Here is a 26795-nt window from a genome sequence, read left to right as displayed (position 1 = left end):
TTTCCAAGCATATCAAATACTTTTATTGTTACAAAATTTCTCTCTGGCAATTGATAGCTTATTACTGTTGTTGGATTAAATGGATTGGGATAATTCTGATTTAATGAAAAATCTTTTTGAAGATTTTTTTCGAACTTAACATCAGTAGAGATTTTTACAAGATTTTGAATTGCATACTCTAAATTAGTTCTTGCTTTTTGAAGAGTATCTGCTGCTGAAGTAGTATAAGAATAATTTTGTTTCATTGCATTTTTAGCATAATTAAGCGCAGAACTAAAATTAAGCCATGAATCTGGAGTATATTCATTTTCTTTTAATGAATCAGAATAAGTAATTAAAGAATCTAATTTATTGTAATTAATTCCTACAGAAACAACTGAATAAAATGCAGGCTTACATTGATTATTGATATCCCACAACGAAGAAGATTGATTTGTTTTGAAAGTATACTGGTCATTCAATCCATCTTTCGAAACACTGATAATTTTACCTCTCCCAGAAAAATAACTTCTTTCAACAAAACACTTAAACAATTGTGCATATTGGTTTGCCTGCTGCTGCAATATAAAAGAAGAAGGATTTGCACTTCCAGCAGTTACATCAAGTTCTGTAACAGCCATTTCATTACAAATCGGATAAAATTTATTATAAGATGCAATCCATTGAGATGCGGTTGGAGAAGTTAATGCATCGTGTTCCTGCATACCAATTCCATCTAAATATCCAGCTTCAAATATTGGTTTGCATATTCTTACAATTCCATCTGCTTTTGAAGGGAGATGAGTATTATAATCATTATAATAAAGTTTAATTTGAGTTTCTCCATATTCAACTGTGTATTTGCGAGTAAATTCAAATGCTTTCATTATGTAACTATTATCACCAAATGTTAAATACCATTCGCTGTCTGTTGTTCTATCAGTGCCGTTATCATTTACAGCTTCGTTGACAACATCAATTGCAGATAGTAACCCTGGCCAACCTTCATGAATTAATCTTATAACTTCTTTAATATAATTTTCCATTCGTTGAGTCATCTTTTCTTTACTTAAGCGAGGTCCATTTGCAGTATAACCTGAGCGAAAAAACTCTACTGGAGTTTGACTATGCCAAACTAATGTATGCCCTCGAAATGTAAAGCCTTGTCTTTTTGCCCAATTAAGTTGTGCAATTAAATCGGCATTAAATCTTACAACTGGATGAGTATCTGCATAATCTTTGTCAGACGCATTATTGTAAGCAGATGCACTTGCAGCAATATCCACAGTATATTGAGGTTTCATATTGTTCCCGGGCGACATACTGTTCATATGATATTTAATTAAATATCCCCCATTTTTAGAAACTACACTTGATTGACCGGGAACTACAGGGTCAGTAGGTAAACCTATATGTCTGTAAGAAAGCAAACAACCAATGTAAAAATCTTTGGCAAATACATCCTTCAATGCTGGAACATTTGTTTGAATTGTATCTGACTGTGCAAAATCTTTTTTACTAAAAATCATTACGATGATAAAAATAGTTGAGATAATTTTTTTGAAATAATTCATTTCATCACTCCCTTAGATGTAAAATTTTTTAATTAATACTGAAGAGAGAATATCTTAATGAGTTTTGCTTTGGTGTTGTTTTATAAACTCGGCAACATTTTTTAATGTAGCTACCCAGATGCCTTTTTCATTTTCTTTTAAAAATTTTAGTAATTGTCTATGAGCTTCAGAAGAAATGTTGATAGAATGTTCTCCTCCAACTCCATGGAAAAGAAAAACAATTAATGCATTCTCAGCAATTGCTTTTTTAACTAAGTCAATTAAATCTGAACCTGATTGATTATTTACAACAAAACAACCGATGTTGAATAAATCAATCTCATCAATTTTTTGATATAAAAAGTTGACACCTCTTGCAGCGATAAATTCGTTTTTAATAAAATCAACATAAGAAGAATCACCAGCTTTCATATCACCACACGGATATGCAAAAGTTCTGACTTTTTGCCCATCAACAGCTTCAAGTAAAACATTGTTCATCAGAATTTCATCTTCAATTCTTTTCAAAGAATATGTATTCAAATCATATTCTGGTTGAACCCATTCACGGCTTTTCATATTTCCAATACATGGATGGAATAAAGTATGATTGCCAAGTTCGTGGCCCTTACTTGCTGCAACTGCCCAATCTTTTAAGCGTTCTCTAAATCCAGAAGCTAAACCAAAAACATAAAATGTTCCTTTGAAATTCAGAGAGTCAAGCAATGGGATAACATTATCAAGATGAGTATTTAATGCATCATCATAGGTTAAAACAACTGCACACTTTTTGTTATTCCATACATTGTCTTGAGCATTCAAATTATCAATACTCAAGAAGGGAAAAATTATCAAGTAAAGAAAAAATATTTTAAAAAATTTTTCTGTCTTCATAATTAGTCTTCTAATTTTATTTTGATGAAAAAATAAGAAGCTTTATTAGGGATTAAAGAAACAGCAACACCTCAATAAGATATTTTCAATAAAACAACAGCCTGCCCATTAAGTAATGGACAGGCTGTTTTTACTTAAGCACAATAATTTTACTTCATTAGGACTAACTTCTTAACGCTTACGAAATCACCAGCCTTCAGTGAGTAGAAGTAAACACCTGAAGAAAGATTTGAAGCGTCGAAGTTAACCTTATAATATCCAGCCTGAAGATTATCATTTACTAATTCAGCAACAACTCTGCCCAGCACATCATAAACAGTGAGTTTTACATTTTCACTCTTTGGCAGACCAAATTCAATTGTTGTTGTTGGGTTAAATGGATTGGGGTAATTCTGATTGAGAACATAATCTGTTGGAATTTCTCCAGCAGCTAATTCTCTTACAGATACAATTGAATCTGGTACAACAATCGGTGAACCCATATCAACTTGAACATCATAAAGATTAAGTTTTACTGCATTTGCAAGATTGCTGAGTGCAAAATTAATGCTGTTGATTTTCTTAACGCTGTTCTTACTATCGTAAACAATTCCACCAAAATTATATGAACCACCTTCTTTCCTAATCAAGAAACGAACTTCAGTTTTACCAGATTCTTTGGGTTGAATTGAAAATGCGAAATCATACATTCCTGCTGTAGCAACAGCATTCTTTGGTTTTTGACGAATATCAGAAATTACATAATTATCTGCACCAAGAGTTTCGAGCCATGTATTATTGACAACCACTCCAACTGTACCAGAGCTGTTTCCATCGCCCCAGTAAGTTAACTGATTATTACCACTGTGCGGAATGAAAAGATAACCAGTATTACCTGATTCTGAACCGCTCCATTCATAGCCATTTTCTGTTTGATTTAGTCTACCAGGATTTGGATTGTAAGTTAATCCAATTCTTAATGAAGACCATCCTTCGAAGCCTCCACCAACTAATTCCATTTTACCAGTAACAATCAAAGCTTTCTTGGTTGTTAAGTCTATAGGATCAAAGAATCCGCCTCTAATTGCAGACCATCCAAATGATTTTCTATTACCAGAAATTGTAGCGTTACCAATAACATCGCCAGGGGTTAATTTCCAGCCGCCCGTTTTTGCACCTATGAATCCCCAGCTTTCAACATAATACGCCTGCCATGGAGCCTCTGGAATTACAATTGGATCTCCCATATCAACCATAACATCTTCAAGATACATTCCTGTTATTGGATTACTTGAGTTCAATGAGAAGCAAACACCATTAAATGTTGGAGCTATTGTTGTTGTATCTATTAATGTTCCACCCCACCAGTAGCTATTATCTTCTTTAATCATATAAAATCTTAATTCTTTTGTGCCATCGGCTTTTGGTTGAACAGAAATTGCAAAATTATATGTACCTTTACTGAATGTTGCACCTGATGGTTTTTGATATACAGGTCCTAATGATAAATTATTTCCAAAGGTACTAATCCAGTTACCATTTCTAACAACACCAACATGGCCAGCACCACCTGCGGCCCAGCTTGGAAGTTCATTAGCATTGCTTTGAGGTGTCAACAAATATCCTCTTGCATAATTTTCTCTGCCAGTCCATGCAGCATCTGGTGTTCCTTTATTTGAAAGTGTTTTAGCACTATCATGGTAAAAGATACCATATCTCAAAGCGCTCCAAGTACTTGGGTCTGCTCCTTCAAATCTAATTTTTCCTGTTACTATAACTGCTTTTTTAAGGGTAGCTGTAACTGGTTCAGGAAATCCACCACGAATAGTAGACCAAACACCGCCTGTAGTGATGCCTGAACTACCTGCTTTTGCTTTTATTCCTGCATTACCTACAACATCACCTGGAACAAATTCAGCTGAGGAACTAAATCTTACTAATTTACCCCAATCTTCTACATAAAAAGCTTGCCATGGTGCTTCTGGAACTTCAATAGGAGCACCAAGATCAACCATTACGTCTTCCAGATACATTCCTTTCAAAGGATTATTTTCTGCGCCATTGCCACCATTTAATCCAAAGCATACACCATTAAATGTTGCTGGTATCCAAGTTGTGTCGATAAAAGTTCCACCCCACCAATAGCTGTTATCTTCTTTAATTACATAGAATCTTAATTCCTTTGTGCCATTGGCTTTTGGTTGAACAGAAATTGCAAAATTATAAGTACCAGCCCCAAAAATAGCACCAGTTGGTTTTTGATAAACCACACCTAATGAGAGGTTGTTGCCAAAAGTACTAATCCAATTACCATTTCTTACTACTCCAACCATACCAGCACCACCTGCAGCCCAGCTTGGTAATTCATTTGCCCCACTATGCGGGATTAATAAGTATCCTTTTGCATAATTTTCTTTTCCAGACCATGCAGCATTAGGAGAATTTGCATCATTTAATACACCTGCACTATCATGCTGGAATAAACCCATTCTTAGACCACTCCATGTACTTGGACCAGCACCTTCAAATCTAATTTTCCCTTTAACGATAATTGCTTTTGAAACTGTTGCAGTTACTGGTTCTTTAAATGCACCTCTAATTACTGTCCATCCTTGATTGCTTGGAATTTGACCACCATCTTTTCCTTTAACACCTGCATTACCAACAACATCACCAGGCACAAATTCAGCGGTTGGACTAAATCTTACAAGTTTACCCCAATCCTCTACATAATAAGCCTGCCATGGAGCTTCTGGAACTTCAATTGGACTACCAAGATCAACTCTTACATTATAAAGCATAAATGCTTTCATCTTTGTTGTTATACCATCTCCTACACCAAAGCAAATCCCATTAAATTTAGTTGTAACTTGTTGAGTGTCGATAACAGTTCCACCAAACCAGTATTTTTTATCTACATGATACATATACCAACGAATTTCATTTGTGCCATTAGGCAATGGCTGAACAGAGATTGCAAAATCATACTTACCTGCAGCAATTTCTGCTAAAGCTGGTTTTTGTGTTATGATTGCAATAGGTCCGCCATTGTTACTCCATGTGCTATTCCAACCTCCACCACCATTGATTGTCCATATTGTTCCTGCACCACCAGCACCATTTGCTATATCAGTTCCTGCTGAACGAGGGGTAAATTCATAACCATAGTGAACACCGGTTCCAGTCCATCTTGCTGAATCAGTATATTGTTTAATTAATTGACCTTCATCAGTCCAATAAGTTAATGCATAACGAAGAGGTACATAACTTGCACCTGGACCATCTCCAACATATTCAAATTGACCAGTTACAACAATTGCTTTTTCAGTTGTAGCTTCGATTGTTTTTCCGAATCCACCGCGAATTGTAGCCCATTTTGGGGGTGGTCCATCAGCACCCATACCAGCAGTTCCAGGAGGAGTATCTTGTCTATTGAGAATTGGCCAGCCGTCACCTCTTGAAGGGGTTGAACCCCACAATGTTACGTATGTTGGATCTGGCATTCTTGTAACTATAATTTTATCAATCCAGATTGTTGTGTTATCATTATAAGCACTACCAAAATGCAATTTTACTTGATTATCTGGGACATTAATTGTAGCTGTCATAGAATAAGTAAATGTCTGAGGAGTAGTTGTTACATCGGCAGTGTCATTGAGATATTTTGTATATGGAGAGCCTTTAATTTCAAAAAGTGCATTAATTTTTGCATTTTTGCTTGCAACTGCCATAAATGATAAAGTATACTTATAACCTGCAACGAGAGGTAAATCTGCAACGCGTTGAACTCTCCACATTTCAACGCCGCCTTTTGTAATGGTAAGTTTGTAGGAATTGGTTCCAGAAAGTTTTCCTGTATTGTCAATTGCAACAGTAACACTGGTAGTAGCATTATCAATCCAGCCAGTGTTCCACTTACCATCTCCATTGTCGAATTCATCAGAAAGAACTACTTCCTGTGCAAGTAGTCCTGATGAAATCCAGAAAGTTGCTAAGATTAATAGTTTTAGTTTTTTTAACATATTTTTTCTCCTCCTGATTTTTTAGAGAAATTTTATTTTATTAAATGAAGAACAACTACTTGTATCATCATTATTTTATCAATACAAGTTTCTTTGTAATAGATACATTTTCAGTTTCTAATCTATACATGTAAACACCGCTCGATAAATTAGAAGCATCGAATGTAGCTAAATAATTTCCTGCATTTTGATTGCCTTCAAAAATTGTAGCAACTTCCTGTCCTAAAAGATTATATACTTTTAATGTAACATAACCAGCTTTTGGAATTGAATATTTTATATTAGTAACAGGGTTAAATGGATTTGGATAATTTTGTTCGAGAACATAATTATTTGGTAACACGCCTGGTAATTCTTTTACACTGCTTGGATTTGGAGAACCATACTTTAACCAGTTATTTATTGTTTCCCATTCTTTAGCACGCTGATTTGCTTTCCATTGTTCATATTTTTCTGGGAACCAATTCAAATCACCAAGTGGATAACCTCCCATTGCAGCTGTTAATAATTCTGGGTCTGTATATGCTAAATTTTCTGGCAAGGGCCAAATTTGTTTAAATCCAGCTTCAGGTTCATAAGACCAATCTATATCTGCATTATTCCACCATTTATACATGATGAATTGTTTTGCAGCATCTAAATTTGTTGCTGGCACAATAAATTTGGGGTCTTTACTATAAATAGTGTTCCAGTCGACGTTAATTGTTTTGAAAACTTTATTTCCATTAGCATCAACTGAATCAATAAATCTAATTTCATTTCTCCCAAGCATCGGGGCAGGATTAAATAATAACAACTGTTCTCGGTTACGGATTCTTTCTTTGCTCCAGTCACTGCTTTTGTACCAATCGAGCATCCAATCTTGATATGCATAATTAATATTGCCTATAAATATTTTTCTGTCGAAATCAGTAAAATCAACCTTGAAGCCAAATGAATCAACAGGAGTAATACCGTTAATCAAACCACCTCCTGGGGAATTACATTTACCTGCAAGGAAATCATTATATGTCATATTATTTGGACATACATCATAAGCACGATATCCATACATATATGGATTTATAAATAGTGAATTTGTTATTACTGCATTTCGAATCCATCCTGCTGACTGGAATACCCATTCAATGGTATTTAATACAGTGCAGTGATTAATGTAAACATTGTCACTATATTCATTACCTTCTTGCATTACAAGACGGCTTAAGTTTGTGAAAGTACAATTCTCAAAGAATAAAGTATCATAATGCCATCCTGAGCTTTGATATGGGAAAGAAACTGCTCTTCCATAATATCTGAAATGGTTATCGGAATTATTTCTCCAATAGCAATTTGTAAATTTACCAACAAAGTGATTAGCCTTTACACAAATTGCTCCTGCAGCTTCTGCTCCAATTCCTGCATAATCAAATAAACAGCCATCAAATTCACCTCTTTCAGGGTCTTGGTCATCAGTCTGATTTTCAAAAGTAATTGAGGTCATTACTTTATTGCCTAAAAAATCTGCATGGCGGAACCATATATTTTTTGCTTTAATATCACCATAACTCTGAATTATATACTGTCTATCAATTTGTTCTTCAGTCCAAACAATTTGGGGTGGTGCAGTTTCTTGTGTTTTGCCTGGTTTAGGTGCATATAATTCAAGATTCTGTCCATGGTCAAGGTAAATACTTCGGCTCAATACATATACTTCGTAAGGTTTTAATTTGAATACTGTATTATTAATCTTGCCCTTTGCTATCGCTTCCTGAATTGCATCGTTGAGAGTTCCATATTTACCTGTTTCATAAAATCCAGGAACTACTACAGTATCCTTTTGAGCTAATAGTAAATTGCTCAAAAATACTACTAACAAAATCATTATTAATTTTTTCATACTTCACTCCTTTTTTAATGGATGATTTAATTTATGATTTATTTAATATCTTAATCTAATTCCAAGATTTGCAACTAAGCCATAATTTTGAATATTTCTAAATCCTCCTGTCGATTTTTGAACTGATTGAGTGTTAGCATTATTCAAATTGCTAAAGTCCATATACAGCTCTGTATTGTAGAATGGAAGCTTTTGTCGTACTGAAAGGTCAACTCTAAAATAATCTTTTGCATAAGAATCATTTTCTGGGTATCTGCCGCCATTAACCGTAGCAATTTCATCATTATATACAAATGACAATCTAATAGCGAATCCTTTATAATCAAATCCAATAAATGAATTAAGAACATGATTGGGTTGGTCAATTAATCTGCCTACAGCTGAGCTGTCAATTAAAACTGGGATTCTGTCGCGTCCAACAATTTTTACTTTTACATCATAGAATGGATATCTTGTTTGAGAATAAATTCTTGAATAATTAATTCCAAATACAAGACCACTAAATGGATATGGCAAATACCAGAATGTATGCTGGAAGTCAAGTTCAATCCCCTTTACAATGGCTTTATAAGGATTGTTTAATGGACGATATACAGTTGCGTTAGACTTCTTGGTAGTAGGATTTATTACAGGAGTAACAACAAGAGAACCATTTCGAATAATTTGATATCTTCTTAATGAATCAATGCCTGCACCTTCTGCAGCGTCTAACTGGTAAGTAGCATTATAAACAAAATCTGTAATTGTTTTATAAAAACCACCAATAGTTAAAAGTCCAATTTCATTGCTATGAAATGTAAAGTTAAGGTCATGATTATAAGCTCTTGCTGGTTTTAACTCGGGATTTCCGGTATAAATTTGATTATTCTGTGTAATCGTGAACTTAGGGCTTATCAAATGGTAATCAGGTCTTGAAAGTGATTGAGTATAAGCATAACGAACATCGAGCCATTTTAATGGAGAATATTTCATCTGTCCCATTGGAAGGAAATATTCATTGCCGCCATAAGCAGTAGTATCATACATAATTTGTGCTTGAGCATTTCTCATATCTCTTGCATTGTAAGCAAAATATTCTGTCTTTAGTTTTTCATATCGAACACCTGCAATAATCATAAAGTCAAGGAAATTAATTTTTGACATGATATAAGAAGCATAATATTTTTCTTTATAATTATAATCATTTGTCAATTTCTGATAAGGTCCATTATACCATCCGCCTTTATCACCAGAACTATATTCTTTATTTGAAGCATCAAATTCTGGTTTGCCCATAATGTAATCAAGTATATTTTTTAGAACTCCTAAATCTGCTGCATAATAAATTGAACCGTATTTATTATCCAAGAATGGATCAAAGAGTTTGGTATCTGAACTAATAAATGAACTACCAACTAATTCACCTCTTGTATTTGTAGAAATTCCAAATTGATTTTTAATAGTTCTCATTAAATTTGTTTGAATATCATTATCAGTTGAATTAGCATTACCGTTAAATCCTAAGTATGGAGATTCTTGGTCGGTGCTGTTTGTTTGATTATAAATATAACCACCGAGTTTAAAGGAGCCCGTTACAATATTGTAGAAATTAAATGGGAATTCAAAATCTCCCTTGTAAGAATATTTTTTCTCTTTATAGTAATTGCTAAAAAGATTACCACTTCTTAAAACAACTTCGCTTGCACCTTTATAACTTGTAAGAAGATAAGTTAAGTCTTCTGGTTTTTTATTATCTCTTTTAACCCCGGCTTGCAAAGCATCTGTTTGATTGAATGAAAAAACTGGGGATTTATCTAAGTTATTTGCTGCAGATGTATAGCTTGCAGATAAATCAATTGTAACAAAATCTAAATCATAATCTAATTTGATTGAGTTCATCTGCTGATTGATAATATTTTCTCCTGACCTTAACTGCCATTCCATTCTGCCGTTATCATAGTTAATTGTTTGTCTGTGTTCAGTAAAATCGGACCTTAATTGGGCAAACATATTAACAAGTTTAATTGAACCATGTGGTATATCATAATCAAGAATTAAATTGCCACCATAACGTTGTCTTGTTTCAAGATGCCTATTGAATGAGACTGAAGATACTTTAACTGGTCGATATCCTGTCAACGGGTCAATTTGAGCCTCTTCGGCAGCAATGCTATAACCAGCATCCATGTTGTCAGAATTTCTGTCATAAGATTCAAGGTTAATTAATGCATATACCCCTAATTTATCATTCAAAAATCTTGTACTGGCAGATGCTACACCTCTGTAATTTCCATAATACTTGCTCTTTGCAGTATAACCCTGCTGCCATAATAAATTCCAGTGAAAACCTGATGGAGCTTCTCTTAATTCCATATTAACAGTTCCACCAATTGAATTAGCATTCATATCTGGAGTTAAAGATTTATAAACTGCAATCATTCTAATCATGTAAGGGGAAATCATGCTGAGGTCTACGCTTCTGTCATTATTCAATCCACCGGTAGCAACATAGGGGTCAGAAGTAAGTCCAATTGATGAGCTTCCTGTTGCTGAAAGTTTAACTCCTTCTACTTCAACTGAATTATACTTTGGTGATAAACCACGAATAACAATTTTATTGTCTTCGCCTGAACTTTTAGTTGTAGAAATTCCGGGCAAACGGCTTAATGCAGCTGCAGCATTAAAATCTGGAAGTTCTTGTATTCTTGCTTCAGAAACAACATTTGCAATTTTATCAGAAGTTAACTGTTGATTAATTGCTGCTAATTGTCCCTGCGCCTGTGCTGTGATTATAATATCCTGCCCTTCAATTGTCGTGAGTTTCAAATAAAAATTTTGTAACAGTGTTTTATTTGCCTGTATTTCTACATCTATAGTTTGAGATTCATAACCTATATATGAAACAGTAATAGTGTGTTTTCCAACAGGAATATTTCGAATGATGTATTCTCCATCTAAATTACATGCTGCACCAAGTGATGTTCCTTTGATTAAGACATTAGCTCCTGGCAGTGGTTCTTTTGTATCCTTATCATAAACAAATCCTCTAATTGAACCACGGTTTTGTGCAATTATCGATTGACCAAATATTAATAATATCATCATGCATATTTTTAAAAAAGTATACTTACGAAGCATATAGCCTCCTTCTTAAATTATGTTTTTTTATTTGATATTGATTTAACTCAGAATCAGTTTGCAGCAAATAAAGTTGTAGTAGTAAAAGGAAATAATTTGGGGATGTGTTGAAATAATAAAGACTTTTAGAAAAATATTGGAAAGTTAAATACTTACACAGAACATCCTTTTGCAATAATATGTAGCGATTTGAAATAACTTTTAATAAGTTGCTAAGTAATAAGAAGTCGCTAAGGAGTTTTAATCTAACAACTTGATTAAAAGCTATACACTTATTCTTGCAGCCAAATAAGTGCTTATTATATGTTATAAATTTTTTCATGCTAAGGTCCTTATTTTTATCCTTACCCATAATTGGGAAGGTATCAAGGACTATTAATAATTTATATTATTTTTTTTCTTTATTCCACAGTTAAAATTGTCCTTAGCAAGTCTTCATCTCTTGATGAATTACCAACCATTATTTCAAAATCACCTGGTTCAACTGTGTATTGCATATCAATATTTGTAAATGATAGCATTTCTGGTGTTATGTCAAATATTACAGTTCTTGATTCACCTGGCTGCAGCTTAATTTTTTTGAATCCTTTTAATTCTTTTACAGGTCTTGTTACAGAACTAAATAAATCTCTTATATAAAGTTGAACAACTTCTTCACCAGTCACATCTCCAACATTCTGAACAACAACAGATAATTGAGTAGTTTCACCAAGTTTAATTTTTTCCTTAGCAAGTCTTTGATTAATAAATTTGAATTTAGTATAGCTTAATCCAAAGCCAAACGGGAATAAAGGAGTTACATCGTCAAATAAATATCCCCTTCTGGCTGATGGCTTATAATTATAGTAACATGGAATATGTCCTGCAGACCTTGGAATTGAAATTGGGAGTTTACCGCTTGGATTATAATCGCCGAATAAAACATCTGCAACTGCCTTGCCTGTTTCCTGTCCCAGATACCAGCATTCAAGAATTGCATGAGCATTTTCTTTAATAAAATTAATTGAATTTGGTCTTCCATTAAATAAAAGTACAATTACAGGTTTCCCCAATTTCAACATTTCTTCTACTAATTTATTTTGTCTTCCAACAAGGTCAATATTGGGTCTATCACCAAGGTGTGTTTTGCTCCATGCTTCGCGTGATGTTTGTTCATTTCCTCCAATAGCAAGAACAATTACCTCTGATTTCTTTGCTACTTCTACTGCTTCTTTAATTAGCAATTCATCATCTTCAGGGGTAGGCAATACCACTTCATCTTCATTCCAAGAACCGCCTATTGTAATTTTACAGCCTTCGCTATATAAAACTTCAATTTTATTATTTGCTTTTTCTTTTATTCCTTGATAAACAGATGTATAAAATCTTGGAGTTCCATGATATCCACCGAGTAAAACTCTATCTGCATTTGGTCCAATAACAGCAATGCTTTTAACATTTTTTAATGGAAGAATATTATTTTCATTTTTTAGTAAAACAATTGTTTCTCTTGCAGCCTGTAAAGCTAATTCTCTATCTTTGATTAATTTTTCTTCGAATTGATTACTGCCTGTCTGTATATATGGATTATCAAATAAACCAAGCTGGAATTTATATCTTAGCATTGGTTCAATTAATTCATCAATATCAGATTCCTGAATAATTCCATTTTGAACTAAATCAATAAGATTCAAATAACAATCTGGATTTGGGAATTCAATGTTAACTCCTGCTTCAACTGCTAATTTGGCCGCTTCTGCTTTATCTTTTGCTACTGAATGACTTAATGCTTCTTCTCTAACATTTAATTCTTTTATAGCATAGTAATCTGAAACAACATAGCCTTTAAAATTCCATTCATCTCTCAAAACTTTTCTTAATAACCATTTATTTGCATGAGAAGGAACCCCATCAATTTCATTATATGAAGCCATTACACTAACTGCATTAGCTTTTTTAATTACTTCTTTGAATGGATATAAAAATACATCACGCAAAAGTCTTTCAGAAAAATTTGCTGGTGCACAATTAATGCCTGATTCAGGTTGACCGTGTGCAGCAAAATGTTTTAACGTTGCAATAACTTTATTTTGTTCATTAAATTTTCCATCACCTTGTAAACCTTTAACAGCAGCAATCCCCATTTGTGCAACTAGATATGGGTCTTCACCAAAAGTTTCTTCAACACGTCCCCATCTTGGGTCTCTTGCAACATCTAAAACTGGCGTTAATGCTTGATGAACACCTCTTGTTCTTGCATCTTCAGCAATTGCTGAAAATATTTTTTCTACCAATTTTGTATTGAAAGTCGAAGCTAAACCAATTGGCACAGGATAACTTGTAGCTTCTTTTGCAGCAAGTCCATGAAGACATTCTTCATGAAAAATAACAGGAATACCTAATCGAGTTTCTTCTACAAAAAATTTTTGAAGCGTATTTGCCATTTCCACCATTTCAGTTGGAGTTAAACCACCATTGGTATCACTCAATCTTGCTATTTGTCCAATTCCATTGCTAAGATGTTTTCTTATTTTTTCTATACTAAAATTTCCATTCTCATCATAAAAAATCGTTTTTTTATCTTCCCAAATGCATAACATCTGAGCAATTTTTTCTTCCAGGGTCATTCTTTTAATTAAATCGGCAGTTCTTTTTTCTGGCGAAAGCTTTGGGTTCTTATAATCAACCAATACTTCTGATTCTGTTTGTTCATTTTTCGGAATTTGTTCCATTATAATACCCCTTTATTTACATATATTATTTTCAAGAATTGATAAGCAACAAAACAACTAAATGTTAAAAAAGGCTTGTCAAACAAATCTGCAAGTAATTATTCTATAAATTATGAATAATTCTATTAACAGTTCAAAATTAATTTTACCGTTTCAATAATACAAGAAATAATTTTTTGTGTCAATAATATTTTATGCTGAATTTTAGAAATCCAGAGCAGAAATTAAATTTTGAATTCATTAAAAGGCTCAATTGCACTGAAATTCTTTTCATAACAGGGCAAAATTTTACGATGACTTTATTATTTTTTCATTCACATTAAATTGAATTTCCCAAATTATGTTGAGAAAAATTGAATTCATAAAATCCGTATATAAACTTGATGATTTACCAAAAAGAGAACTTCCCACAGTAATTTTATGCGGGAGGTCGAATGTTGGCAAATCTTCATTTATTAACTCAATTTTTTCCCCTTTAAAAGTTGCAAAAACAAGTTCTACACCTGGGAAGACAAGATCATTAAATTATTATCTTGTTGAAGATAAATTTTACATTGTTGATTTACCGGGTTTTGGATATGCAAAAGTTTCTCGACATGAAAGAATAGAATGGCAGAGAATAATTGAATCATACATCGAGATGAATAAAAACATAATGCTTGCTTTTCATTTTATTGACAGCCGATACGAGCCTATGCCTCTTGACTTTATGTTAAATGAATATTTGAGAAGCAGAAATATTCCTTACTATGTTATATTCAATAAAATTGATAAGCTAAAACAGTCAGAAATTTCTCTTCTGAAAAAAAATATTAACCAATTCTTTCCTGAATTAATTTTAGGCACAAATGCATTTTTATACTCATCATTAAAGAATACAGGCAAGAAAGAAATCATAAAACTGCTTTCAAAATTGATGCTTTCATGAAAAATTCACAAAACTTTATTATTATTGAATAAAATTTTGAATTAATTATTTGAATTAAATGGTGAAAGATGGGATTATCTGATAAATATAGAAAAAGGTTGTTAATTTTTATTTTCATTCCCATCTTAATAATCATTCCATTCTTAACTGATGATTCTCTTCTAAAAATTATTTCTGGTGTCATTCTTTTAATTTATGTTGGCTTTATAATTTTTCTTCGAGATACAAAACCAGAAACTACAGAATATGAAAAACACGATGAAGGCACTTCAGGGATTAATGAATCAAAAATTTCTTATGAACCTGATGAAGGAGAAGAGTTTAAGATTATTTCACCTGTAAAGAACATCGAAGTTATTACAGCTGAAAATTTTACTCCATCTTTAACAAGAACAAGCAAAGATTTTTTCAAACCGCCGGATTTTAAGGAAAACTTCGATAAAATTGTTCGTGAAGAACTTCCAAAAGATGTAAGTCAAGATGAACAATTTGGCTTTGTGCTCGAAAAAATATTGAGTGTTGTAAAAGATGCATTCATGGCACACACAGCTGCTTTCTTCTGGTATAACAAAAATAGAAAAAGACTTACACTCGAAAGATACATTTCAAGTTCATCTCAAATAACAAAACAAAAATTTGATTTAGAAGATGATATACTTGGCAAAATTGTTCAAAAAGAAGAACCAGAAATTTTAACCGATATTTCTCCAAATGCCGAAGCTGATGTAATTCGATATTACAGCACTCCGCAGGGAATAAAAAGTTTTGTTGGGGTTCCTTTATTTTATGGAAAAAATTTAACAGGCATTTTAGTTCTTGATTCAAAAGTAAATGATGCTTTTGGAATAGAACAAATTTATTCTCTTGGGAAAATTGTCAGAATTATTTCTGTAATCATAAGTTTATTTGAAGAAAAATTCTCCGAAACTCAAGCAGAACAAAGACTCAAAGCATTAATTGGAATTCTCAGCACCGATAAAAAATTCGATAATGAAACTGATATTTATGCAGCACTTGATAATTCAATGAGAGATTTACTGGATTGGGATGTTTTTACATTTGTAGCTTATAATCCTGTTGAACAAAAATTCAAGATAGCAAAAATCATTAATAAAACTTCTCTTAAATATGCCGGTGAAAATCTTGAAGTGGAATTAAACGGAACACTTGTAGGAAAAGCAATTTTAAGTTTTACTCCAGTAAAAATTGATGACACATCAAGCATAGAAATTCCTCGCTTTTCGAAAAATGAAGATGTCAGTTTTGATGGTTCTTTCCTTGCAATTCCACTTGTTTATGATGAGCAAAATTATGGAGTTCTTTGCTTCGAAAGCCTTAAAAAAAATATCTACACAAACAACGAAGTAACATTCATCAAAAATGCTACAAAATTTTTTGCATTCATTCTTCATTCTTATTCTACAATAAATATTCTGAAAAATCTTTTGACATATGACATAGAAACAAAAGCATTGAATTATGATGCATTTATTGAACGATTAACAATTGACCTTGTAAGAAGCAAAGAATTAAATTTACCAGGTGGTTTAGCTTTAATCAAAATTGATGACTTTCTTGAACAGGAATCATTATTTGATGGCAATCCTTTCCCGAAAGTCTTGAAAGCAATCTCGCAGATGATAAAAGATGAAATGACCCCAATGAACATTTGGGGCAGATTGGACGAAAGAATTTTTGCTGTTTATTTTTTCAATACAACACCAAAAGATGTTTTCCTGTGGGCAGAAAAATTAAGAATAAAAATTGCACGGAAGCCAATAGCTGTTGTTTCTCGTCAAACTACTTTTACAGTTTCAATTGGAGTTGCAGCAACTACCAATAAAACTGATGTTAAAGAAATTCTTTATAATGCAGAACTAGCACTTAAAAAAGCTCTCGAAAAGGGAGGCAATACAGTAAAAAGCATTTAAGAGATTGCGTGAATAATTTTATTGTAATCATACTTGATGGACTTGGCATCGGGGAATTACCTGATGCTTCTAAATACAACGACGAAGGGAGCAATACTTTATCAAATATGGCAGAGTTTGTTGGTGGACTAAATCTGCCTAATCTCGAAAAACTTGGTCTTGGCAACATCGAGCCCATTAAAGGAATTTCACCACAATTAAATCCTCTTGCATCATTTGGAAAAATGGCAGAAGTCTCTGCTGGCAAAGATTCAACTACAGGACATTGGGAAATTGCAGGATTAAAAATTGAAAAATCTTTCCCACTTTATCCAAATGGATTTCCAGAAGAAATTATTGATAAATTTCTGAAAGAAACAAAATTACAAGGAATTCTTGGAAATATTCCTGCTTCAGGCACAGAAATCATAATGAAGCTTGGAGATGAACATGTTAAAACAAAATTCCCAATAGTTTACACTTCTGCAGATTCTGTTTTTCAAATTGCAGCTCACGAAGAAGTAATTCCACTTAACAAATTATACGAAATTTGTGAAATTGCAAGAACAAAAGTTTTAACAGGTGATAATGCAGTTGCAAGAGTAATTGCAAGACCATTTGTTGGCACATCAAATAATTATCAAAGAACTACAAACAGAAAAGATTTTTCATTAGACCCTTTTGACAAGACAATCTTAGATTATCTTTACAATGAAGGAATTCAAACAATAGCAATTGGCAAAATCAATGACCTTTTTAATTACCGCGGAATAAAAGTTCAGATTAAAACAAAATCAAATTCTGAAGGAATTCAGAACATTATTTTAACTTCTGCTTCAGTATCGAATTCATTCATATTTACAAATCTTGTAGACTTTGACGTTTATTATGGACATAGAAACGACCCTTATGGTTTTGCAAATGCATTAGCAGAATTTGATAATCGTCTCCCTGAAATATTGAACAATTTAGATGAAACTGATGCATTAATAATTACTGCAGACCATGGCAACGACCCAACTACTCCAAGCACAGACCACAGCCGTGAATATGTTCCAGTTCTATTTTATAGAAAAAATAAAAAAGGAAAAAACTTAGGAATAAGAAAAACATTTTCTGATGTTGCTCAAACAGTTGCACATTTCTTCAAAGTAAATAATTGTCTTTATGGAAGGAGTTTTTTGAATGAATGAAGAAAATTTATCAAAGCTGCTTTCATTTGAAACGAAAATTAAAAGTGATGGTTCTGTAGATTTGCCAGCAGAAGAATTAAAAAATCTATTCAACAATGGATTCCGTGAAGTTAAAATTGATATTTATGGAGAAACAATTAAAGCAGTTGAAAATTCTGGATTAGACATTAATTTATTTAACCAAATAAAATTTACACAGAAATTACCAGACAATGTTGTTTTGAACTTTCTGAAATCAAAAGGAAGTTTAGTTAATTCGAACATTCAATCAAGAATAAATGAAAAGTGAAAAACATTTTTTAATTGAAACAGACGTTCTGCTCGAACATTTGCAGCATAATGATAAAAATACTTTATCAGACCTTGAAATTGCAATGACAAGTGGAATTTGCTTTACAACTGTTATTAATTCTGCAGAATTATATTTTGCTGCAGCAAACAATGATGAAAAAGAAGCAGTTGATAATTTGATGAAAGCATTAAAAGTTCTTGGATTAAATGCCAGATACAGTTTGAACATTTCAGAATTTTTTAATAAAGTTGCAACCGTTCGTGACGCTTTATTCTGTACAATTGCTAAAATTAATGATATGATAATTCTTACCAATAATATAGAGAGATATAAAAAAATTAATTTAAAAATTATTCAACCAAAAAATTTAAGAGGGAGTAATTGATACTTGGCAAAGTGATTGGTACAGTTTGGTCAACTAAAAAAGATGAAAATCTTGTTGGAGCTAAATTTCTAATTGTCCGTCAATTAAATCTTGATTATACACCAAAAGAATCTACTGTAATAGCTGTCGATTCAGTGGGGGCAGGTGTTGGAGAAGTTGTACTCGTTGCACAGGGCAGTTCGGCTCGTCAAACTACTTTTACAAAAAATAAACCTGTTGATGCTGTAATTATGGCAATTGTTGACAAATTAGATATTGCAATTAAAGAGTAATCAAAATGTATCTCGGAAAAGTTATCGGAACAATTTGGGCAACACGCAAATATGAATCCGTCACAGGCTACAAAATGCAATTGGTACAACCGCTTAATGGTGAACTTCAAAAAGTTTCTTCTCCAATCATCGCATTAGATACAATTGGTGCAGGACCTGGAGAAACAGTTTACTATGTAACAGCAAGCGAAGCTGTTATTCCCCTTGATGTAGACATGGCTCCAGTCGATGCATCAATTGTTGGAATAGTAGATTCAATTCATGTAGAAAAAATATAGGAGAATTGCCGTGAAGATAACAAAACAATTTACTAATCGTGAAAGTCTATCTTTAGACAAATATCTTCAAGAAATTGGCAAAGTTGACCTCTTAACTCCCGATGATGAAATTGAACTTGCAATAAGAATAAAACAGGGAGACGAAAAAGCTCTCGAAAAACTTGTAAAAGCCAATCTGCGTTTTGTAGTTTCAGTAGCAAAACAATATCAAAATCAGGGATTATCGCTTGGTGATTTAATTAATGAAGGAAATCTTGGTTTAATTAAAGCTGCAAAAAGATTTGATGAAACTCGCGGTTTTAAATTTATTTCCTATGCCGTCTGGTGGATTAGACAATCAATACTTCAAGCTCTTGCAGAACAATCAAGAATTGTTCGGCTTCCATTAAATAGAGTTGGTGCACTAAATAAAATTGGTAAAGCCTACAGCAATCTCGAACAAGAATTTGAACGCGAACCAAGTGCACAGGAATTAGCTCAAGAACTTGATATGGATGTAAGTGAAATTAATGATGCTCTCAGAGTTTCGGGCAGACATGTTTCAATGGACGCACCTTTTGCTCAAGGAGAAGATAACCGTCTTCTTGATGTTCTGTCGAACGAAGAAGTGCCTTCTCCAGATTATAGATTAATGAATGAATCTCTCAAAAAGGAAATTGAAAGAGCTCTTTCTACTTTAACCGACAGAGAAGCCGAAGTAATTAAACTTTATTTTGGATTAAATGGAGAACATTCGCTTACACTCGAAGAGATTGGAGAAAAATTTAATCTTACAAGGGAAAGAGTTCGACAGATAAAAGAAAAAGCAATTAGAAGATTGCGTCATACATCAAGAAGCAAAAATTTAAGAGCTTATCTGGGATAATTATTTTTATCATGTTCATTAGATTAATTAAATCATTTTTAATCGGGATACTATTTTTAATTTTATTTGAAGGATGTGCACCTTCATCAAGCGCACAAAGATATAATCAATCAAAGTATAAAAAAGAACAACAAAAAAAATCTGTTCGATTCGCATCTAAGGATACACTAAAAAAACAAATTGAAAAACCAAAAATTTCTTCAGCTAATAATCAGGATTATTCTGATTCAACTCAAGATGAATTTGATGAAATGCCTGTAGAAGAAAATCCAATAGATAAAGAAAAATTTGTGGCTAATTATAAAAATTATATTAATCCCGATGTCCCCTTAACATTTAGAGAAAGAATATTACTTGAAGTAATAAAATATCTTGATGCTCCATATAAATACGGCGGCAACTCAAATGATGGTATTGATTGCTCGGGTTTTACAAGACAAATATTTTTGAATTCATTTTCCATAGAACTTCCTCGTTCTGCAAGAGAACAGTTTGAAGTAGGAGAAAAAGTTGATAAAGATGATTTAGAATTTGGTGACTTAGTTTTTTTCAATACAAGCAGAAGGTCAAAGCCAGGTCATGTCGGAATTTATATTGGTGATAATCAATTTGTCCACTCAAGTCGTAAGCTTGGAGTTACAATTTCTTCCTTAAATGAAAAATATTATGCAAAAAGATATTACGGGGCAAGAAGAATAGAAATACCTTCAGAGTAATTCATCACAAAATTGCAAGATTGCAAGATTAAAAGATTGCAGAATTACAAGATTGAAAGTTTGCCCTCTAAAATTAGGCAGCCATTTATTAATTATGAGTTGATTCAATAAAAAATTATTTGTCACCTTTAGAATGAAGCAACAAAAATCTTATTCATTTCGATTTAGATAAAAAAATTTATTGCTGATTTATAATTCACTTCTTCCATTTTCATATCAAATGTCATCATCAATTTCATAATTGAAAATCAAAGTTCAATAACATAATTTGACTTTGAAAATAATAATAACTTGGAGTTAAAATGGAATACAGAATTGAAACAGATAGTATGGGTGAAGTTAAAGTACCCGCCGATAAGTATTATGGTGCTCAAACTGCACGTTCACTTATGAATTTCAAAATTGGAGGTGAACGTTTTCCATTTGAATTGATAAGAGCACTTGCAATTGTTAAAAAAGCAGCAGCAATTACAAACAACGAACTTGGTTTATTACCTGATGAAAAAAGAGAATTAATTGTCAAGGCAGCAGAAGAAGTAATTGAAGGAAAACTTAATGAACATTTCCCGCTTGTAGTATGGCAAACAGGAAGCGGCACACAAACAAACATGAATGTTAACGAAGTTATTTCAAATCGTGCAATTGAAATGGCAGGCGGTGTGCTTGGAAGCAAAAAACCAATTCATCCTAATGATGATGTAAACAAAGCTCAATCAACAAATGATGCTTTCCCAACTGCAATTCATATTGCAGCTGTTGAAGAAATTCATCGCAGATTAATTCCAATGGTTACAAGACTTCGCGATGCACTTGAAGCTAAATCTCAAGAATTCAAAGATATTATTAAAATTGGCAGAACACATTTAATGGATGCAACGCCATTAACATTAGGTCAGGAATTTTCCGGTTATGCTCAGCAATTAACAAATGGTTTAGCAAGAATTAACGATGCATTAAAAAGACTTTATGAAATTCCACTTGGCGGAACTGCTGTGGGAACAGGATTAAATACACATCCAGATTACGCCGTTAAAGTTGCAGAAAAAATTTCTGAAATTACAGGTAAACCATTTAAAACAGCTCCCAACAAATTTGAAGCTATGGCAGGCAAAGATGCATTAGTTGAAATGAGCGGAGTATTAAAAACCTTAGCAGCTTCTCTTATGAAAATTGCAAATGATATTCGTTGGCTTGGCTCTGGACCAAGATGCGGAATTGGAGAAATTTCACTCCCTGAAAATGAACCAGGCAGTTCAATTATGCCAGGCAAAGTTAATCCAACACAGTCAGAAGCTATGACAATGGTTTGTGCTCAAGTTTTTGGAAACGATGTTACAATTAATATTGCAGGTGCAAGTGGAAATTTTGAATTGAATGTTTTTATGCCTGTCATTGCCTATAATATTCTGCAATCCATTAGATTGCTTGCAGATGCATGCGAAAGCTTTACAGATAATTGTGTTGTTGGAATTGTTCCAAATGAGAATAATATTAAAAAACATCTGGAAAATTCCTTAATGCTTGTTACTGCTTTAAATCCTGTAATCGGCTATGACAATGCAGCTAAAGTAGCTAAGAAAGCTCATAAAGAAAATAAAACATTGAAAGAAGCTGCAATTGAACTTGGACTATTAACAGCAGAACAATTCGATGAAGTTGTAAGACCTGAAAAAATGATTGGACCAAAGAAGTAAATTTAAAAAAGTAGAGACTTGCAAATGCAAGTCTCTACATAAAATAATTAGTTAAATTTCATTAAGCAGTTTTTTCTTCAGCAACTTCTTTCTTTTCTTCAGCTGCTGGAGTTTCTTTTTCAGCTTTTTCTTTCTTTTCTGGTTTTGGTTTTACCAATCCACTATAATCAACCAGTTCAATTATAGCTAACTCTGCACCATCGCCTTTTCTTTGACCTAACTTAACAATTCTTGTATAACCACCCGGTCTATCGCCAATCTTTGGAATAATTTCTGTGAAAAGTTCTTTGACAACACTTTTGTCTTTAATCTCAGCTGCAACATATCTTCTTGAAGCAACCGAATCAACTTTTGCCTTTGTGATCAAAGGTTCAACAAAAGTGCGAAGTTCTTTTGCTTTTGCAACTGTTGTTTTAATCTTTTTATGTTTCAATAAAGAAGTTGCAAGATTTCTGAGTGTTGCAAGTCTATGCTCAGAAGTTCTTTTTAATTTTCTTCCTTTAACTCTGTGTCTCATTATTCAACCTTAGCTGTTTTTTTCTGGTTTATCTACAAGGTATTTATCGACATCCATTCCAAAGTGGAGTCCAAAACTTTCTACAATTTCTTTAAGTTCTGCTAAAGATTTTCTGCCAAAGTTTCTGAACTTGAGCATTTCATTCTCATCTCTTCTAACTAAATCTGCAATAGTTTTAATGTTTGCAGATTTTAAGCAGTTATGTGAGCGAACACTTAATTCAAGGTCTTCAACATTTGTTAAAAGAATCTTTCTGATTCTTTCAGTTTCGGCATCAACTTTAGTTTCAATTTTTTCTTCTTCTGGTTCAACATCAAAGTTGATGAATAACTGAATATGGTCTCTTAATATTTTTCCAGAAGTTGATAAAGCTTCTTCTGGTGTAATAGAACCATCGGTGGTAATTTCTAAAGTTAATTTTTCATAATCATTTCTTTCACCGATACGAACATTTTCAACATCATATCGAACATTAACAATTGGAGTGTAGATGGAATCAATTGGAATAGTTCCAATTGTCATGTCAGGTGTTTTTTGTTCTTCAGCAGGAACATAACCTTTACCAACACCAAAACGAAGTTCCATGTTTAACTTAGCATCTGCATTAAGTTTTGCTATATGAAGGTCAGGATTAAGAATCTGCACATCAGGGCAAGCATTCTGAATATCTGCAGCTTTAAAATCTGCTGCTCCTGTAATAGAGACCTGACATGATGTTGTCTTTTTATCGAGAAGTTTGAGTCTTACTTTTTTGAGATTAAGAATTATTTCTGTAACATCTTCCAGAACACCTGGAATAGTAGAGAATTCATGAAGGACACCTTCAATTTTGACTGCAGTTATAGCTGCGCCAGGAAGAGAGGATAGTAATACCCTTCTTAACGAATTACCTAATGTTACTCCAAATCCTCGTTCTAATGGTTGAATAATAAATCTTCCAAATGTAGCACTTTTTGAGGATTCGTCTTGAACAACGCCATCGGGCATTTTAATAAACGGATAGCTCATGTAAATTATCCTCTATATTAAATTTATAAAATTACTTGGAATACAATTCTACAATCAATTGTTCATTAGCATTAAGCGGAATTTCTTCTCTTTCAGGAATATTCATAAATGTTCCTGATAGAGTTGCTTTGTCTATAGACAACCAACTGTAGAGATTATCTTTGGTTCTTCTTAAAGAATTATGAATTACATCGAGTTTCTTACTCTTTTCTCTTACTGCAACAACATCACCAGGTGAAAGCAAGTATGATGGAATATTTACAATTTTGTTGTTGACAGTAAAATGTCTGTGCAAAATTAATTGACGAGCAGCTTTTCTTGATGGAGCAAAACCGAGACGATAAACAACATTATCAAGTCTTCTTTCAAGCAATTTAATTAAGTTAGCACCAGTAACGCCTTTTTGTCTCATTGCTCTATCGAAGTAAATGCGGAATTGAGCTTCCTGTAATCCATAAATTCTTTTTACTTTTTGTTTTTCTCTTAACTGAACACCGTATTCAGAGAATTTTGCACGGCGTGTTAAACCGTGTTGTCCTGGTGCATAATTTCTTTTTTCAAGAGGACACTTTTCGGTGTAACACTTAGTACCTTTTAAGAATAATTTTTGTCTTTCTCTTCTGCATAATTTGCAACTTGGGCCAGTATATCTTGCCATCTAAATTTTCTCCTGTTATACTCTTCTACGTTTTGGTGGTCTACAACCATTATGTGGAATTGGAGTATTATCTTTAATTGATAATATTTCCAATCCAGCTGTATTTAATGCTCTGATAGCTGCTTCTCTGCCTGCGCCTGGACCTTTGATAATAACATCAACTTTTCTTAGTCCAAGGTCGTAAGCTTCTTTAGCAGCTGCTTCAGCAGTAACCTGAGCTGCAAATGGTGTATTTTTTCTTGAGCCTTTAAAGCCATTTTTGCCTGCTGAAGACCATGATATTGTATTTCCATAAATATCCGTAATAGTAACAATCACGTTGTTGAATGATGCTTTAATATGAGCAACTCCAACTGCATCAACGTGAACTTTTTTCTTTGCTTTTTTAACTGCCTTAGCCAATTTAACTCCTCAATTATTTATTACTTCTTAGCTGGCGCTTTCTTCTTTCCAGCTACAGTTTTACGTTTACCTTTTCTTGTTCTTGCATTAGTTCTTGTTCTTTGACCTCTTACAGGTAATCCCCTTCTATGACGCAAGCCGCGGTAACATCCTATATCCATAAGTCTCTTAATATTCTGCTGAACCTCACTTCTTAATGCACCTTCAACTTTATATTCAGCAGTCATTATGGAACGGATTCTTGCAATTTCTTCTTCTGTAAGTTCTCCAATTCTTTTATCAGGATTAACCTCGGCTTTTTGGAGAATGTCCATTGCACTCTTTCTACCAATGCCGTAGATATAGGTTAATCCTATAAATGCTTTTTTTTGTTTTGGTAAGTCAATACCTGCTATACGAGCCAATCTTTATCCTCCTAATTTTAACCTTGTCTTTGTTTATGTTTTGGATTTTTGCAAATAACTCTTACAACTCCTTTGCGTTTTATAATCTTACAATGTTCACACATTTTTTTTACAGATGCTCTTACTTTCATAAATTCCTCATTATTTATATCTATATGTGATTCTTCCTTTATTCAAATCGTATGGCGAAAGCTCAACTGCTACTTTATCTCCAACTAATATTTTTATGAAATGCATTCTCATCTTTCCAGAAATATGAGCAAGGATTTCATGCCCATTTTCAAGTCGAACTTTAAAATGAGCATTTGGTAATGTTTCTGTAACAATTCCATCAACTTTTATTGGTCCTTGCTTTGCCATACTTTATTATTTAACATATTGTTAAAATTTCTGGTTTACCATCAATTACTGCAATTGTATGTTCAAAATGAGCAGATGGCAAACCATCCATTGTTTTTACAGTCCAGCCATCTTCATCTACAAAAACTTTATAAGAACCCATATTAATCATAGGCTCAATTGCTAAGGTCATTCCATTTTTAATTAAAGCTCCAGTTCCTCTTTTCCCATAATTTGGGATTTGAGGGTCTTCGTGTAAATGTTTTCCAACTCCGTGTCCACATAAATCTCTTACCACAGAGAATCCAAAAGATTCAACATAAGTTTGTATTGCATTACCAATGTCACCTATTCTATTTCCTACAACAGCCTGTTCAATTCCAAGATAAAGAGATTTTTCTGTTACTTCCATCAGTTTTTGTTTTTCATCAGAAATTTTACCTATTGCAATACTAATTGCTGCATCTCCAAAGTAATTATTTTTTTCTACTCCAACATCAACTGACAGAAGTTCACCTTCTTTTAGAACACGGTTGCCTGGAATTCCATGGACAACCTCATCATCAATTGAAGAACAAATTGAGCCCGGGTAATCAAAAGAGCCTGCTTGTGAATATCCTTTGAAAGCTGCTCTTGCATTATTGCTAAGAATATAATCTTCTGCAATTTTATCGAGCTCAAGTGTCGTTATACCAGGTTTGGCATAACGCTTCATTAATTGTAAAACTTCTGTAACAATTCGACAGCTTTCTCTAATGTAATCAATTTCTTTTTTTGTCTTTATGAATATCACAATAAGC

Annotated in this window: 24 protein-coding genes; 10 read left to right on the top strand and 14 right to left on the bottom strand. The window is 33.0% G+C overall.

What is annotated here, in order from left to right; genetic code table 11:
• The 6 genes from AC27L2_RS11450 to AC27L2_RS11425 all read right to left on the bottom strand — a co-directional run.
• Positions 1 to 1553: endo-1,4-beta-xylanase (locus AC27L2_RS11450; protein ID WP_487211889.1), on the bottom strand; the 1553-nt coding region annotated here is incomplete at its 3' end.
• 54 nt (positions 1554 to 1607) lie between these two features.
• Positions 1608 to 2426 (bottom strand): polysaccharide deacetylase family protein, encoded by an 819-nt coding sequence (locus AC27L2_RS11445; RefSeq protein ID WP_487211888.1) that lies wholly within the window; start codon positions 2424 to 2426, stop codon positions 1608 to 1610.
• Positions 2427 to 2575: 149 nt separating this feature from the next.
• Positions 2576 to 6427, bottom strand: a complete 3852-nt coding sequence (locus tag AC27L2_RS11440; protein ID WP_487211887.1) for a T9SS type A sorting domain-containing protein — start codon at positions 6425 to 6427, stop codon at positions 2576 to 2578.
• A gap of 70 nt (positions 6428 to 6497) precedes the next feature.
• Positions 6498 to 8306, bottom strand: coding sequence for a T9SS type A sorting domain-containing protein (locus tag AC27L2_RS11435; RefSeq protein ID WP_487211886.1), 1809 nt, complete (start codon positions 8304 to 8306; stop codon positions 6498 to 6500).
• A 42-nt stretch (positions 8307 to 8348) separates the two neighbouring features.
• Positions 8349 to 11423: a TonB-dependent receptor gene (locus AC27L2_RS11430; RefSeq protein WP_487211885.1), complete on the bottom strand. Its 3075-nt coding sequence runs from the start codon at positions 11421 to 11423 to the stop codon at positions 8349 to 8351.
• Between the two features lie 401 nt (positions 11424 to 11824).
• Positions 11825 to 14134 carry a glycoside hydrolase family 3 N-terminal domain-containing protein gene (locus AC27L2_RS11425; protein WP_487211884.1) on the bottom strand — a complete coding sequence of 770 codons (2310 nt, stop codon included), beginning with the start codon at positions 14132 to 14134 and terminating at the stop codon, positions 11825 to 11827.
• Positions 14135 to 14474: 340 nt separating this feature from the next.
• On the opposite strand from AC27L2_RS11425, the gene yihA reads away from it, so the two are divergent.
• From yihA to fumC, 10 genes are all read left to right on the top strand, one after another.
• Entirely contained in the window at positions 14475 to 15062 is a 588-nt protein-coding gene (gene yihA, locus AC27L2_RS11420; protein WP_487211883.1) for a ribosome biogenesis GTP-binding protein YihA/YsxC, read from the top strand.
• Between the two features lie 68 nt (positions 15063 to 15130).
• A complete protein-coding gene (locus AC27L2_RS11415; protein ID WP_487211882.1) occupies positions 15131 to 16993 on the top strand; it encodes a sensor domain-containing diguanylate cyclase in 1863 nt (620 codons plus the stop codon).
• 8 nt (positions 16994 to 17001) lie between these two features.
• On the top strand, positions 17002 to 18165 hold the full coding sequence (locus tag AC27L2_RS11410; protein WP_487211881.1) for a phosphopentomutase: 1164 nt from the start codon (positions 17002 to 17004) through the stop codon (positions 18163 to 18165).
• Positions 18158 to 18454, top strand: coding sequence for a hypothetical protein (locus AC27L2_RS11405; protein ID WP_487211880.1), 297 nt, complete (start codon positions 18158 to 18160; stop codon positions 18452 to 18454). Before AC27L2_RS11410 ends, AC27L2_RS11405 begins: the two co-directional genes overlap by 8 nt.
• Positions 18444 to 18842, top strand: coding sequence for a type II toxin-antitoxin system VapC family toxin (locus tag AC27L2_RS11400; RefSeq protein WP_487211879.1), 399 nt, complete (start codon positions 18444 to 18446; stop codon positions 18840 to 18842). The genes AC27L2_RS11405 and AC27L2_RS11400 overlap by 11 nt, the downstream gene beginning before the upstream one ends.
• Positions 18839 to 19114, top strand: a complete 276-nt coding sequence (locus tag AC27L2_RS11395) for a EutN/CcmL family microcompartment protein (RefSeq protein WP_353677629.1) — start codon at positions 18839 to 18841, stop codon at positions 19112 to 19114. Before AC27L2_RS11400 ends, AC27L2_RS11395 begins: the two co-directional genes overlap by 4 nt.
• A 5-nt stretch (positions 19115 to 19119) precedes the next feature.
• Complete coding sequence (locus AC27L2_RS11390; protein ID WP_487211878.1) at positions 19120 to 19392, top strand: EutN/CcmL family microcompartment protein; 273 nt, start codon at positions 19120 to 19122, stop codon at positions 19390 to 19392.
• Between the two features lie 10 nt (positions 19393 to 19402).
• A complete protein-coding gene (locus AC27L2_RS11385; protein ID WP_353677631.1) occupies positions 19403 to 20257 on the top strand; it encodes a sigma-70 family RNA polymerase sigma factor in 855 nt (284 codons plus the stop codon).
• 11 nt (positions 20258 to 20268) lie between these two features.
• Positions 20269 to 20973 carry a C40 family peptidase gene (locus AC27L2_RS11380; protein WP_487211877.1) on the top strand — a complete coding sequence of 235 codons (705 nt, stop codon included), beginning with the start codon at positions 20269 to 20271 and terminating at the stop codon, positions 20971 to 20973.
• Positions 20974 to 21275: 302 nt separating this feature from the next.
• Positions 21276 to 22667, top strand: coding sequence for a class II fumarate hydratase (gene fumC, locus AC27L2_RS11375; protein ID WP_487211876.1), 1392 nt, complete (start codon positions 21276 to 21278; stop codon positions 22665 to 22667).
• Between the two features lie 61 nt (positions 22668 to 22728).
• On the opposite strand, the gene rplQ is transcribed toward fumC, so the two are convergent.
• From rplQ to map, 8 genes are read right to left on the bottom strand one after another with little or no spacing between them, the layout of a single operon-like run.
• Positions 22729 to 23184, bottom strand: a complete 456-nt coding sequence (gene rplQ / locus AC27L2_RS11370; RefSeq protein WP_487211875.1) for a 50S ribosomal protein L17 — start codon at positions 23182 to 23184, stop codon at positions 22729 to 22731.
• Between the two features lie 9 nt (positions 23185 to 23193).
• Positions 23194 to 24192, bottom strand: coding sequence for a DNA-directed RNA polymerase subunit alpha (locus AC27L2_RS11365; protein WP_487211874.1), 999 nt, complete (start codon positions 24190 to 24192; stop codon positions 23194 to 23196).
• 31 nt (positions 24193 to 24223) lie between these two features.
• Entirely contained in the window at positions 24224 to 24850 is a 627-nt protein-coding gene (gene rpsD, locus AC27L2_RS11360; RefSeq protein ID WP_487211873.1) for a 30S ribosomal protein S4, read from the bottom strand.
• 15 nt (positions 24851 to 24865) lie between these two features.
• The gene (rpsK, locus tag AC27L2_RS11355; protein ID WP_487211872.1) at positions 24866 to 25252 is read right to left on the bottom strand and encodes a 30S ribosomal protein S11; all 387 of its coding nucleotides are present in this window, start codon (positions 25250 to 25252) and stop codon (positions 24866 to 24868) included.
• 20 nt (positions 25253 to 25272) lie between these two features.
• A complete protein-coding gene (gene rpsM / locus AC27L2_RS11350; protein ID WP_487211871.1) occupies positions 25273 to 25656 on the bottom strand; it encodes a 30S ribosomal protein S13 in 384 nt (127 codons plus the stop codon).
• Between the two features lie 17 nt (positions 25657 to 25673).
• On the bottom strand, positions 25674 to 25787 hold the full coding sequence (rpmJ, locus tag AC27L2_RS11345) for a 50S ribosomal protein L36 (protein ID WP_353677639.1): 114 nt from the start codon (positions 25785 to 25787) through the stop codon (positions 25674 to 25676).
• Positions 25788 to 25797: 10 nt separating this feature from the next.
• Positions 25798 to 26016: a translation initiation factor IF-1 gene (gene infA, locus AC27L2_RS11340; protein WP_353677640.1), complete on the bottom strand. Its 219-nt coding sequence runs from the start codon at positions 26014 to 26016 to the stop codon at positions 25798 to 25800.
• 10 nt (positions 26017 to 26026) lie between these two features.
• Positions 26027 to 26788, bottom strand: a complete 762-nt coding sequence (map, locus tag AC27L2_RS11335) for a type I methionyl aminopeptidase (RefSeq protein WP_487211870.1) — start codon at positions 26786 to 26788, stop codon at positions 26027 to 26029.
• Positions 26789 to 26795 lie beyond the last annotated feature (7 nt).

It is taken from the genome of Rosettibacter sp. KY25, from assembly GCF_057554405.1.
Note: the sequence above shows the minus strand (reverse complement) of the source record. Positions and strands in the feature narration are given on the sequence as shown.